Origin of the sequence: Microbispora amethystogenes (assembly GCF_016863015.1) — a bacterium.
Taxonomy (GTDB): Bacteria; Actinomycetota; Actinomycetes; order Streptosporangiales; family Streptosporangiaceae; genus Microbispora; species Microbispora amethystogenes.
Map to the genome: position 1 here is coordinate 132,543 of NZ_BOOB01000030.1, position 12,077 is coordinate 144,619.

Annotated in this window: 12 protein-coding genes; 2 read left to right on the forward strand and 10 right to left on the reverse strand. The window is 72.3% G+C overall.

Annotation, left to right across the window (positions count from 1 at the left end; all coding sequences use genetic code 11):
* Positions 1–72: 72 nt before the first annotated feature.
* The 5 genes from rraA to mshB form a co-directional block, all read right to left on the reverse strand.
* Positions 73–567 (reverse strand): ribonuclease E activity regulator RraA, encoded by a 495-nt coding sequence (gene rraA, locus Mam01_RS21090; protein ID WP_204286948.1) that lies wholly within the window; start codon positions 565–567, stop codon positions 73–75.
* Positions 568–593: 26 nt separating this feature from the next.
* Entirely contained in the window at positions 594–1,601 is a 1,008-nt protein-coding gene (locus Mam01_RS21095) for an MBL fold metallo-hydrolase (RefSeq protein WP_204286949.1), read from the reverse strand.
* Between the two features lie 77 nt (positions 1,602–1,678).
* Positions 1,679–2,098: a hypothetical protein gene (locus Mam01_RS21100; protein WP_204286950.1), complete on the reverse strand. Its 420-nt coding sequence runs from the start codon at positions 2,096–2,098 to the stop codon at positions 1,679–1,681.
* Positions 2,099–2,164: 66 nt separating this feature from the next.
* A complete protein-coding gene (locus tag Mam01_RS21105; RefSeq protein ID WP_204286951.1) occupies positions 2,165–2,617 on the reverse strand; it encodes a DUF6113 family protein in 453 nt (150 codons plus the stop codon).
* A gap of 9 nt (positions 2,618–2,626) precedes the next feature.
* A complete protein-coding gene (mshB, locus tag Mam01_RS21110; protein WP_204286952.1) occupies positions 2,627–3,532 on the reverse strand; it encodes an N-acetyl-1-D-myo-inositol-2-amino-2-deoxy-alpha-D-glucopyranoside deacetylase in 906 nt (301 codons plus the stop codon).
* A 42-nt stretch (positions 3,533–3,574) separates the two neighbouring features.
* On the opposite strand from mshB, the gene Mam01_RS21115 reads away from it, so the two are divergent.
* Entirely contained in the window at positions 3,575–5,698 is a 2,124-nt protein-coding gene (locus Mam01_RS21115) for a prolyl oligopeptidase family serine peptidase (RefSeq protein WP_204286953.1), read from the forward strand.
* A gap of 1 nt (position 5,699) precedes the next feature.
* On the opposite strand, the gene Mam01_RS21120 is transcribed toward Mam01_RS21115, so the two are convergent.
* The 4 genes from Mam01_RS21120 to Mam01_RS21135 all read right to left on the reverse strand — a co-directional run bounded on the left by Mam01_RS21120 (position 5,700) and on the right by Mam01_RS21135 (position 10,582).
* Complete coding sequence (locus Mam01_RS21120) at positions 5,700–7,448, reverse strand: ABC transporter ATP-binding protein (protein WP_204286954.1); 1,749 nt, start codon at positions 7,446–7,448, stop codon at positions 5,700–5,702.
* Between the two features lie 11 nt (positions 7,449–7,459).
* Entirely contained in the window at positions 7,460–9,154 is a 1,695-nt protein-coding gene (locus tag Mam01_RS21125) for an ABC transporter ATP-binding protein (RefSeq protein WP_204286955.1), read from the reverse strand.
* Positions 9,155–9,239: 85 nt separating this feature from the next.
* Positions 9,240–9,590, reverse strand: a complete 351-nt coding sequence (locus Mam01_RS21130) for an STAS domain-containing protein (RefSeq protein ID WP_204286956.1) — start codon at positions 9,588–9,590, stop codon at positions 9,240–9,242.
* A gap of 95 nt (positions 9,591–9,685) precedes the next feature.
* The gene (locus tag Mam01_RS21135) at positions 9,686–10,582 is read right to left on the reverse strand and encodes a helix-turn-helix transcriptional regulator (RefSeq protein ID WP_204286957.1); all 897 of its coding nucleotides are present in this window, start codon (positions 10,580–10,582) and stop codon (positions 9,686–9,688) included.
* Positions 10,583–10,751: 169 nt separating this feature from the next.
* Here Mam01_RS21135 and Mam01_RS21140 point away from each other — a divergent pair, with 169 nt between their 5' ends.
* Positions 10,752–11,600: a sensor histidine kinase gene (locus Mam01_RS21140; RefSeq protein WP_204286958.1), complete on the forward strand. Its 849-nt coding sequence runs from the start codon at positions 10,752–10,754 to the stop codon at positions 11,598–11,600.
* A gap of 5 nt (positions 11,601–11,605) precedes the next feature.
* Here the strand turns inward: Mam01_RS21140 and Mam01_RS21145 are convergent, their stop codons facing one another.
* Positions 11,606–12,010: an STAS domain-containing protein gene (locus Mam01_RS21145; protein WP_204286959.1), complete on the reverse strand. Its 405-nt coding sequence runs from the start codon at positions 12,008–12,010 to the stop codon at positions 11,606–11,608.
* Positions 12,011–12,077: the final 67 nt, after the last annotated feature.

Sequence of the window (12,077 nt, forward strand, 5' to 3'; positions counted from 1 at the left end):
CGGCCGGCCAGGGGGCGAGCCGGTCAGAGGACGGGCTGGTCAGAGGACGGGCGGGTCAGGGAGCGGGGCGGGTCAGGGAGCGAGGCGGGTGGAGGCGACGAGGATGCCGTCCTCGTCGCTGTAGAGCCACTCGCCCGGGGCGAAGGTGACCTCCCCGAAGGTCACCGGGACATCGACCTCTCCGAGGCCGGTCTTGGCGCTCTTGCGGGGATTGGAACCAAGGGCCTTGACGCCGAGGTCCAGGCCGGTCAGCGCCACCGTGTCGCGTACGGCGCCGTTGACGACGACGCCGGCCCAGCCGTGCTTCACGGCGGAGGCCGCGATCAGGTCGCCGAGCAGCGCCGTACGCAGCGACCCACCGCCGTCGACCACCAGCACCCTTCCCTCGCCCGGCGTCCCGAGGACCTGCCTGATCAGCGCGTTGTCCTCCAGGCAGCGGATGGTCGAGATCTGGCCGGAGAACCTGGGGCGCGAGCCGTACGAACGGAACTGGGTGAGGCAGCTGCGCAGCGCGTCGCCATGGGTGTCGTAGTGAGCGTCGTAGAGGTCAGCGGTGGCGAAGCTCATGCGGGGAATTGTGCCAGCGCGCCTCGTCAGGGCAGTGTGCGGCTCTCACCGACCGCGAGGTCCCAGAGGTCGCCCGGGTCGAGGCCGCGCGACTCCCAGACGGCGCGGGCCTCGCGCACCGGTTCCAGGAGCGGCTCGCCGGACAGCACGAAGGTGCCCCAGTGCATCGTCGCCATCCGCCGGGCACCCACGTCGAGGCACCCCTGTACGGCCTGTTCGGGATCGACGTGGGAGACCTTCATGAACCAGCGGGGATCGTAGGCCCCGACGGGCATGAGGGCGAGGTCGATACCCGGATAACGCTCACCGATCTGGGCGAACCGCTCCCCGTAGGCGGTGTCGCCCGCGAAGTAGACCCGGTGCTCGGAGGAGGTGAGCACCCAGCCGCCCCACAACGTCCGGCAGGTGTCCCACAACGTACGGCGGCTCCAGTGATGGGCCGGGACGAAGTCGAACGACACCTCGCCGAGGCGGGCCGACTCCCACCAGTCCAGTTCGGTCACGTTGTGGAAGCCCCGGCGCCGGAACCAGCCCGCGAGCCTGGCGGGCACGAAGACGGCCGTGTCTCGCGGCAGGCGGCGGATGGTCGGCGCGTCGAGGTGGTCGTAGTGGTTGTGGCTGATCACGACCGCGTCGATTCTGGGCAGGTCCGACCAGGCGACGCCGGGAGGGGTCAGCCGCTGGCGCACGCCGGGGATCTTCCGGGACCACACCGGGTCGGTCAGGACGGTCAGCCCGCCGATCTGCAGCACGAACGTCGCGTGGCCGACCCAGGTCACCATGGTCTCGGTCGCCGCGGCACGGGACAGGCCCACACGTCGGACAGGAATCTGGTCGCCGTCGCCGATGTCGGGCCTGAGCTGCCCGTGCCACATGACGCTCGTCACCTCGCGGAAGTCCGGGAGGGGAGCGGTCAGCCGGTCGGCGAAGCTCGACGGCCACCGGCGGGGAGTGGTGGCGGGCCGTACGACGACATCGGAAGAAACGGGAATTTCTGGGGCCTCAGGGCTCTCCGGCTGAATCGTCTGCGACATGGGGAACTCCCTTCCGCTCTCATGATCCCCACGAGAACGGAAATATTCCTCCTACGACCGGCAGATTCGATTCCCCGCTATCTCACTCTCCCCCACCAGGGACACACCCGGGGATAGCCGCCGTCGTCGAGGCCGGCCATCCGTTCGAAGAGGTTCCACGAGCCCGGATGGCCGCAGAGGACGAACGAGACCGCCGAGGCGGCGAGATACAACACGACCATCGGGAGGCCGACACAGACGGCGTACTGCGTGGCGTGGCGCGCCTCGTGGTCGAGCAACCGGCCGCTGAGATAGCCCTCGCCGTGCTTGGTGAGGATCACGTTGCCGACCGTGAAGGCCCCGGCGACCGGGAACGGGATCCGGTAGCCGTGCGCGTAGACGAGCCCCCGCTCCCCCCTGCACGTGCGCGCCCGGCCCAGCCTCGCGATCAGCAGGCCGAGAGGCGTGGAGAGATTGGCGTAGTTGATGACCTGCCGGACCCGGTGCGACCGCCGCATCTCTTCAGAATCGGCGACTCCCGCGAACCGGGCAAGCTACGAACCGGGCAAGCTACACAGTCAAGCTCACGCCCGGTCGTACGACCGCAGCAGCCAGGAGCCGGTGGAGCGGGTCACGGCCACGGCGGCCGCGACGGCGACGACGCCGCCGTAGAGGTACCAGTAGCCGGCGGAGTTCCCGGCGATGGCGAGGTCGCCGGCCCGTTGCGGCGTGGCCAGCACGAACGAGATGAGGAGCCAGCCGGCCGCCGGGACGAACGCGCCCAGCTTGCCGCCCATCATCCTGCCCATCGCGTACGGCAGGGCGAACAGCACGGCCAGCCACGCGATCGCGGCGATCGGCAGCCCGCCCAGGTACCACGCGTGCTGGAAGCCGCCGACGACCCCCAGCACGAGCCCCAGCAGGAAGAGCATGCCGTAGGCCGCGCCGGCCACGGCCCCGGCCACAGGACCCGGCACAGCACCAGAAACAGCGCCGGCCTCGACGCCGGGCGGCGTCTCCTCGGTCTCCTGGGTCACCACATCAACCTAGCCGATGCCGGCGAACAGGTCGCTCTCGCGGTTGTACGGCTCTCCGATGCCTCCCGCCTCGGGCGGCACGCCGATGCCGGGCGGCCCGGGCACCCCCGCGCGCAGGATGTAGTGCTCGACCCCGAGGATCTGCTGGCCGATGTTGTTCGACAACGCGAACCAGGGCGCGTCGACCGCGATCTGGGTCGCGTGCGCCCGCATCGCGTCGATCTTCTCCTCGACGTACGGCCGGGCGTCGATCTCGGTCGTCACGTCCTCGTCGGGGCACGCCGGCAGGTCCTCGACCGAGTCGGGCACCCAGAAGTCGACAAGGGTCTCGCGCATCGTCTCCGCCGTACGCCGCAGCACGGACCTGGGCATCGCGGTGCAGTAGAACTTGGCGACGCGCCACGGCCGCCCGCCGGGGTGCTCCGGGTCGGCGGCCAGCTCGAAGGCCCGCCAGGAGACGCGGTGTGCCTGGATGTGGTCGGGGTGGCCGTAGAAGCCGTTCTCGTCGTAGGTGACGAGCACCTGCGGCCGGACCTCCCGGATCACCTTGACCAGCTCGGAAGCGGCCTCGTCGAGGCCGGCCCGCCAGAAGCAGCCGGGGCGGTCGTTGGCCGCCCCGCCCATCATCCCCGAGTCGCGCCAGCGGCCGGCGCCGCCGAGGAACCGGTGATCGGTGACGCCGAGCGCCTTGCACGCCGCCGTGAGCTCGCCGATGCGATACGGGCCGAGGGTGTCGTCCCGGTCGGCGGCGTGGTGGGCGAGCTCCGGGGGGATGACCTCGCCCTCCTCGCCGAGGGTGCAGGTCACGAGCGTCACATGGGCGCCCTCGGCGGCGTACTTGGCCATGGTCGCGCCGGTGCCGATGGTCTCGTCGTCGGGGTGGGCGTGCACGAGCAGCAGACGGCGGTCAGTCATGCCTCCGAGGGTAGTGCCCTCCTGCTGGCAGTATGAGGAGCTATGACGGAGAGCTTCCCACGGTTGCATGCCAGGACCCGGCGGTTCACCCTCGGGGTGCCGCGCGGCTTCACGATCTCCCCCGACGGTCGTCGCGTGGTCTTCCTCAGGACGAGGTCGGGCACCGATCCGGTGACGTGCCTGTGGGAGCTGGACGTGCTGTCCGACGGCGCGACCGGCGCCGAGCGGCTGGTCGTCGACCCGCTCGCGCTCGGCGCGGCCGACGAGGACCTGCCCCCGGAGGAGCGCGCCCGCCGTGAGCGGTCGCGGGAGTCGGCGGGCGGCGTCGTGGCGTACGCCACCGATCGGGAGGTACGGCTCGCCGTCTTCGCGCTGTCGGGCGAGCTGTACCTCGCCGAACTCGCCACGGGCGAGGTGCGGCGGCTCCCGGCGGCGGGGCCGGTCATCGACCCCCGGCTCGACCCCACCGGCACGCGGGTGGCGTACGTGACGGGCGGCGCCCTGCACGTGCTGGAGATCGGCAGCGGGACAGGCGCAGGGACCGGCACCGGAGCAGACAGCACGCTCGCCGAGCCGGAGAGCGACACCGTCACCTACGGCCTCGCGGAGTTCATCGCGGCCGAGGAGATGGACCGGATGCGCGGCTACTGGTGGTCTCCCTCGGGAGACCGCCTGCTCGTGGCCCGGGTGGAGGAGGCGCCGGTGGCGCTCTGGCACATCGCCGACCCGGCCAACCCCTCCCGTGAGCCCGTCCCCCAGCGCTACCCGGCCGCCGGCACGGCCAACGCCGAGGTCACGCTGCTGGTCATCGGCCTGGACGGCACGCGTACGGAGGTGCCGTTCGATCAGGAGTACCTGGCCACGGCCGTGTGGGACGCCCACGGCCTCGCGCTCGTGACGCTCTCGCGCGACCAGAGGAGCATGCGCCTGCTGTCGGCGGACCCGGACACGGGCGAGACGACGATCCTGCGTGAGGACACCGATCCGGCCTGGGTGGAGATCGTCCCCGGCGTGCCGGGGCACCTTTCCGACGGGACGCTCGTCTGGGTGGCCGACGCCGACGGCGGGCGCCGGCTCGTGGTCGGCTCCGAGCCGGTCACACCGGCGTCGCTGCAGGTCCGCGCGGTGCTCGACGTAGACGGCGACACCGTGCTCTTCCAGGCCAGCGGCGACTCCACCGAGATCCACCTGTGGACGTACCGCGACGGCACCCTCAGCCCGGTGACCACCGAGCCGGGCGTCCATTCGGGCCGCCGGGCGGGCGGGACCACGCTCGTCATCCGGCAGAGCCTCGACACCGAGGGTGTGACGGTGTCAGTCAGAGCAGCGTCGGTGGGAGGATCTTCGATCAGGTCGGTGGCGGAGCGGCCCGGGCTGGAGCCGCGGGTCTCGCTGGTCCGCGCGGGCGAGCGCGATCTGGCCGCGGCGGTCCTGCTGCCGTCCTGGCACGTACCCGGCTCGGGTCCGCTGCCCGTCCTGATGGACCCGTACGGCGGGCCGCACGCGCAGCGGGTGCTGTCCGCCCGGCGGATGTTCCTGGAGTCCCAGTGGTGGGCCGAGCAGGGCTTCGCGGTGATCGTGGCCGACGGGCGAGGCACGCCCGGGCGCGGCCCGGCCTTCGAGCGGGAGATGCTGCACGACTTCACGATCTCCCTGCAGGACCAGGTGGACGCCCTCCAGGGCGTGGCGGCCCTGCACCCGGGCGATCTCGACCTGTCGCGGGTGGCGATCCGGGGCTGGTCGTTCGGCGGCTACCTCGCCGCGCTCGCGGTGCTGCGCCGTCCGGACGTGTTCCACGCCGCCGTCGCGGGGGCGCCGGTCACCGACTGGCGGCTGTACGACACCTGCTACACCGAGCGCTACCTCGGCCACCCCGACGAGGGCCACTACGAGAGGTCGTCCCTCCTGGGCGACGCCGAGAAGAGCGCCGGGAGTGAGACCGGGCAGCAGGAGCGTCCGCTGCTGCTGATCCACGGCCTGGCCGACGACAACGTGGTCGCCGCGCACACGCTGCGGCTGTCGTCGGCCCTGCTCGCGGCGGGCCGCCCGCACACCGTGCTGCCGCTGTCGGGCGTCACCCACATGACCCCGCAGGAGGTCGTCGCCGAGAACCTGCTGCTCCTGCAGCTCGACTTCCTGAAGAAGTCCCTCAACATCGCCAGGTGAGCTACCGGGCGGTGCCGTGCCAGCTGTCCCACAGCGCGGCGTAGGCGCCGCCCGCCGCCACCAGTTCCTCGTGGGAGCCCAGCTCGCTGATCCGGCCGTCCTCCACGACGGCCACCCGGTCGGCGTCGTGCGCCGTGTACAGCCGGTGCGCGATGGCGATCACCGTACGGCCCTCCAGCACGGCGGCGAGCGAGCGCTCCAGGTGGCGGGCGGCGCGCGGGTCGATCAACGAGGTGGCCTCGTCCAGCACGAGCGTGTGCGGGTCGGCCAGGACCAGCCGCGCGAGCGCGAGCTGCTGCGCCTGGGCGGGCGAGATCGCCGTGCCGCCCGAGCCCACGGTCGTGTCCAGGCTCCGCGGCAGCGCGGCCACCCACTCCCAGGCGTCCACGGCCTCCAGGGCGCGGCGTACGTCCGGGTCGGCGGCGTCCGGACGGGCGATCAGCAGGTTGTCGCGCAGCGTGCCCCGGAAGACATGGTGCTCCTGGGTGACCAGCGCGACGTGCCCGCGCAGCTCGTCGAGCGGCAGCTCGACCAGCGGGACCCCGCCGACCGTGACCGACCCGGTCCGCGGCCCGTGCACCCCGGCGAGCAGCCGGCCGAGCGTGGACTTGCCCGCACCGGACGGCCCGACCATGGCCAGCCGCTCCCCCTGGCGTATGTCGAGGTCGACGCCGTGCAGCACGTCGTGGCCGGGGCGGTAGGCGTACCGCACGGCGCTGGCCTTCAGCTCCTCCCCCACCGGCCGGGCGGTCCCGGCCGCGCGGTCGTCGGGGACGCCGCCGACGCCGAGGAGCCGGGCCAACGAGGCCGCGCCGACCTGCAGCTCGTCCGTCCACGACAGCAGCCGGTCGAGCGGGTCGATGAGCTGCTGGACGTACAACGTGGCGGTGGTCACCTGGGCCACCGACACCCAGCCCTCGATGTGGAACAGCCCGCCGACGAGCAGGGTCGCCACGATCGGGACGACATAGCCGAACTCGACGGTGGGGAACCACACCATGCGCAGGCCGAGGGTGTAGCGCTCGGCCGCGAACGACCGGGCGATGTCCTGGTCGGTCCGCTGGTGGCGGCGGTCCCGCAGGCCCAGCGCCTCGATGGTGCGCGCGCCCTCGACCGTCTCGGCCAGGCCCTCGGTCATGTCGGCGTACGCCGCGTTCTCGCGCAGGTAGCCGTCCCTGGCGCGGGTGAGGTACCACTTCGTGGAAATCCACAGCAGTGGTACGGCGATCAGCGACGGCACCGCCATGAGCGGCCCGACGAGGACCACGGCGCCGACGACGAAGGCCCCGGTCACGACCGCGATCAGGGTCTCCGGCACGGCGTGCCGCACGGAGCGCGACAGCGCGTCCACGTCCCGGGAGGTGCGGGTGAGCAGGTCACCGGCGCCGGCCCGCTCGACCGTCGACAGCGGCAGCGCGAGCACCCGGCCGACGAACTCCTCCCGCAGTTCGGCCAGGACCTTCTCGCCCAGCCGGGAGGAGGCGTACACCGCGAACCTGATCAGCACCGCCTGCGCGGCCACGAACGCGGCGATGGCCAGGGCGACGGCGTCGACGCGCAGGTCGGCCCTGCCCTCGGCGAGGCCCTCGACCAGACCCCCGAGCATCCGGGGGGCCACCAGCCCCGCGGCGGCCGCGAGGGCGTGCAGGGCCAGCGCCAGGCCCAGCTCGCGTGGATACTTCAGCGTGAGCCGGCGCGCGTAGGCGCGCACCTGCGCCCGGTCGGCGACCGGCAGGATCTCGCGGGCCATTGCCGAACCTCTCAGTCCTCTCCGCGGGTGACGGCCGAGCGATAACCGGGCGACGTGCCGAGCAGCGCACGGTGGCCGCCCTCGGCCCGCACCACGCCGCCCTCGACGTACAGCACGTGGTCGGCCCGGTCGAGCACGAGCGGGCTGGTCGTGCAGACGAGGGTCGTCCGGCCGGCCCGCGCCTTGCCCAGCCGCTCGGCGACGCGCGCCTCGGTGTGCGCGTCGACGGCGCTGGTCGGCTCGACCATGATCAGGATCTCGGGGTCGGCGAGCAGCGCCCGGGCCAGCCGCAGCCGCTGCTGCTGGCCGCCGGAGAACTCCCGGCCCGACTCGGCCACGTACGCGTCGAGCCCTTCGGGCAGGGCCGCCACGATGTCCTCGGCGCAGGCCGCGTACAGCGCCTGGCCGATCTCCTCGTCGCCGGCCGTGCCGCGCACGTCCAGTTCGTCGCGCAGCCGTCCGGAGAACAGCCGCGCGCCGTTGTCGGCGACCACGATGTGCTCCCTGACCTCGGCGAGCGGCAGGTCCGCCAGCGGCGCGCCGCCGAGCGTCACGTCACCGGGGGCGAAGGCGCCCAAACGGTCGGCGACGGCGATCGCGTCCTCGGGCGAGGCCGCGGCGAGCGCGGTCAGCCGTCCGGGCCGGACCTCGACGCCCGACTCGCCGTCGCGGAGCGTGCCCTCGCCGGCGGAGAAGGGGGCGTCGCCACCGGTGATCTCGGGCTCCAGTGACAGGATCCGGCAGACCCGGCGGGCCGCCACGTGCCCCTTGGTGAGCTTGTCGGCGGCCTCGGTCAGCGTGCGCAGCGGCGCGATCAGGAAGACCGCGTAGCCGTAGAACGCCACGAGCTGGCCGGGGGTGATGCGGCCGTCGAGCGCGAAGTGCGCGCCGAGCCAGGTCACGCACGCGATCAGCACGCCCGGCAGCAGGATCTGGGCGCCTTCGAGCAGGGACTCCACCGAGGCCACCCGGACGCCGGCGTGGCGTACGCGCTGGGACTCCTCGCGGTAGCGCGCGGCGAAGACCTGCTCGCCGCCGACGCCCCGCAGCACCCGCAGGCCCGCCACGATGTCGGCGGCGCGGGTGGCGAGGTCGCCCTGCAGGTCGCGCTGCTCGTGCTGGCGCCGGTGCAGCGGCCTGAGCAGGGGGCCCACGGCGGCCGCCATCAACGGCACGCCGATCAGCACGACCAGGCCGAGCGGGACCGAGGTGGCGATGAGGATCACCGTCACCGCGACGATCGAGACGGCCGCCCCGGCGCCGCGCAGGAGGATCTCCATCGCGTTGCCGATCTGCGCGATGTCGGAGTTGCCCACGCTGACGACCTCGCCGGTGGACAGGCGCTTGGGCAGCGTCGCCCCCAGCCGCGCGGCCTGCCGCACGGTGACCTGCACCGTGCGGTACGCCGCCGACAGCCAGGTGAAGACGGCGAAGCGGTGGCGCAGCACACCGGTGACCGCCTGGAGCACGCCGAGCCCGAGCAGCACCGCCGACCAGGCGAGGAGCGTTCCCGAGTCCGCCGCGGTGACGGCGTCGATCGCCCGGCCGAGCGCGGACGGCACCATGGCCTGGCCCAGCCACCACAGCACCGCCAGGCCCATTCCGGCCAGCAGCGGGGCGGCCTGGGCGCGCGCCACCCACCACAGGTACCGGAGGGGCCCGCGGGCGTCGGGAGTGCCGGGATCGGTCACAGGAAGAGAGCGCATGGCCGTTCCAGCCTCGCAAGATCGCAGGTCGGAGGGCAAATCGTTTTCCCGCCGGCCGCGCGACCCGGTGCGCCCGACCGGCCGGTCAGTCGGTCACGGCTGCGAGCGCGTCGGGGAGGGTCTCGTAGATGGAGAAGGCGGCGTACAGCCCGGTCACCGTGAGGATCCTGCGGAAGGCGCCGCCCACTCCGGCCAGCTTCAGGAAGCCGCCCGCCTCGACGGCCCGGTCGTGCGCCTCCAGCAGCAGCCGCAGCCCCATGGAGTCGCAGAACCCGAGCCCGGTGGTGTCGAGGACGAGCCGGGCGTGGCCCTCGTCGAGCAGCTTGTCGAGCGCGGGGCGCAGCCGCTCACCGGAGATCACGTCGAGTTCGCCGGTCAGGGTGACGAGAGTGTGCGTCGCCTCATGGCTCACCGTGACGGCAAGTCTCGTCGTCATCGCCTGTCCTCAGCCCGGAAAGATCTACAGAGAAGCTACACCTCTGAGCATCCCACGGCGACAGGGACAGGCAAGGCGGTGATGTTCACGACGCCTCACCCTCGATCGCTCACCACCGTCTTTCCGAACGGCACCGGCTCGGGCGCCGGGGCGAGCCGGATGACATTGACAGCGGAATCGGCGAGGGCGCACAGGGCCGCCAATCCCTGTTCCGCCGTGCTGTCCGGCCCGACCTGCATGAGGACGAGTTGCTGGCCGGGGGCGCTCTTGGCGGTGTAGAAGTCGTACTCGAACGCCAACTCGCCGGCCAGCCGATGCCGGAACCGTTTGGTGTCGTTCGTCCTCGGACGCAGGTCGTGCTGGCCCCGCAGGCGGCGGAACTCCTCGTTGTGCGCCGAGAGCTCCTGGACGAACCGCGGCAGGAGCGGATCGTGCGGATCCATCGCCGCGACCCCCCGCAGATGCGCCGCCTTGAGATAGGCGGTCTTCTCCCAGTCCGCGTAGAAGTGGAGGGCCTCGGGGTTGAGGAAGACCAGCCGGATCAGGTTGTCGTTGTGCTCCATCCCCGCGTAGAGCGCATCGGCCAGGCGGTTGGTCGCGAGCATGTTCATCCAGCGGTCGATGATGAACCCGGGTGTGTGCGTCCACCCGCGCAGCACCCGCAGGAGGGTGGGGGCGGCCTCCTCCCGGTGATCCACGACCCGGTACACCTTCGGTAACGGGTGGGCGAGCGCGTGCAGATACTCGACGGCCTCGGCGTCGAGGCACATGACCCTCGCGAGGGCGCCGAGGACCTGGTCGGAGGGATTGCGTTCGCGCCCCTGTTCCAGCCGGGAGTAGTAGTCGGTGCTGATGCCCGCCAGGACGGCCACCTCCTCCCGGCGGAGCCCCGGGGTGCGGCGGTGACCGACCCGTGCCAGACCCACCTGCTCGACCGGCGTGGCCTCGCGGCGCGCCCGCAGGAACTCTCCCAGGAAACGGCTGCGTTCCATACCTCCACACTAGGGTGCGTTTTCCCAGCTGAGGGGGAGTCTCGCACCAAGGTTGGGTGTGTCCTGGCAGGGGAGCGGTTGAACGCGGATTCTGGATACGTGAGGCCACCCGGCCTTCGAGGAGCGACCGACCATGTCTCCGGAACGACCACACCGCACGCTGCGACGGGTGAACGAGATCGCCCGGAGGCTGGACGCCGTCAACCGCGGCGAAGAAAGGCATGGCGAAGAGAAGCGGGGCGAAGGCGTGGGCCGGGTCCCCGAGCCGTACGGGTCCGGGCCGGTCTCGCGGCTCGGCCGCAGTGTCAACGGCACCCTCGCGCGCCTCGACGAGGCGAACCGTCAGCTCAAGGAGCTGCGCGAGCGGCAGCGGCGGTGCGCCGCCGACGTCTCGCACGAACTGCGCACCCCGCTCGCGGCGTTGCGCATGCGGCTGGAGGACGCACAGTCGCATCCGGACGACACCAGCCTGCCGGCCCTGCTGGAGCAGACGCTCGGCGACGTCGACCGGCTGGAGGCGATCGTCACCGATCTACTGCTGCTCACCAGGCTGCGCGCCGCGGAGCCCGGGTCGATGATGCGACTGGACCTGGGCCGCCTCGTACAGGAGGAGACCACCCTCCGGTCCTGGGGGTGCAGCGTCCGCCTGAGCCTCCGGCCGGGGGTCGTGGTCGAGGTGGCGGGAGACCTCGTCCGGCGCGCCCTGGTCAACCTGCTCGACAACGCGGTGCGGCATGCGAGGACCCGTGTCCGGGTGGAGGTCCGGCACGGGGAACACACCGGCGAGCTGATGGTCACCGACGACGGGGACGGGATCCCCCAAGGGCAGTGGGAGCGGGTCTTCGATCCGTTCTACCGGCTGGACGCCGCCCGCAGCCGTGCGCAGGGCGGCACCGGCCTCGGCCTGACCATCGCCAAGGAGATCGCGGAAGCGCACGGCGGCGGCCTGCGGGTCAAGGAGTCGCCCACCCGCGGGGCGTTCTTCGTGCTGTGGCTTCCGCTCGCGAAGGGCGCCTGATCACGTCAGCGGTCGCCCGCGATCTCGTACAGGCCGCCCATCTCCGGGCCGCGGGGTTCCCGGGGACCCGCGTCCGACGCGTCGGCGAGCGCCTCCTCGACCGTCGGATGCTGCTCGAAGACGTTGCGCAGACCTGTGATCGTCAGCACCCGGCGCAGCACGCCCTGCACGCCGGTCAGGATCAGCCTGACGTTCGCGGCCTGACCCCGCTGGAGCGCGGAGATCAGCTCGCTCAGCCCCCGCGAGTCGCAGAACATCACCTCGGCGACGTCGATGACGAGAACGGAGGTTCTGGACGACTCCCAGACCTGCCGCAGCTCCTCCCGCAGCAGGTGGGCGGTGACGGCGTCCAGGTCTCCCTGCATGCGCACGACGAGGGCGTCGCCTCGCGCGACTGACGCGACTTTCAAGGTCGAACGGGGACCGGACACGGCCATGCACACTCCCTCGTCTGCGGGTTCACGGCAGACGTGTTAC

What these genes read in the sequence shown, in the direction of transcription:
- rraA (WP_204286948.1), bottom strand. Translation starts at nt 567, where the DNA reads ATGAGCTTCGCCACCGCTGACCTCTACGACGCTCACTACGACACCCAT.
- Mam01_RS21095 (WP_204286949.1), bottom strand. Translation starts at nt 1,601, where the DNA reads ATGTCGCAGACGATTCAGCCGGAGAGCCCTGAGGCCCCAGAAATTCCC.
- Mam01_RS21100 (WP_204286950.1), bottom strand. Translation starts at nt 2,098, where the DNA reads ATGCGGCGGTCGCACCGGGTCCGGCAGGTCATCAACTACGCCAATCTC.
- mshB (WP_204286952.1), bottom strand. Translation starts at nt 3,532, where the DNA reads ATGACTGACCGCCGTCTGCTGCTCGTGCACGCCCACCCCGACGACGAG.
- Mam01_RS21115 (WP_204286953.1), top strand. Translation starts at nt 3,575, where the DNA reads ATGACGGAGAGCTTCCCACGGTTGCATGCCAGGACCCGGCGGTTCACC.
- Mam01_RS21120 (WP_204286954.1), bottom strand. Translation starts at nt 7,448, where the DNA reads ATGGCCCGCGAGATCCTGCCGGTCGCCGACCGGGCGCAGGTGCGCGCC.
- Mam01_RS21125 (WP_204286955.1), bottom strand. Translation starts at nt 9,154, where the DNA reads ATGCGCTCTCTTCCTGTGACCGATCCCGGCACTCCCGACGCCCGCGGG.
- Mam01_RS21130 (WP_204286956.1), bottom strand. Translation starts at nt 9,590, where the DNA reads ATGACGACGAGACTTGCCGTCACGGTGAGCCATGAGGCGACGCACACT.
- Mam01_RS21135 (WP_204286957.1), bottom strand. Translation starts at nt 10,582, where the DNA reads ATGGAACGCAGCCGTTTCCTGGGAGAGTTCCTGCGGGCGCGCCGCGAG.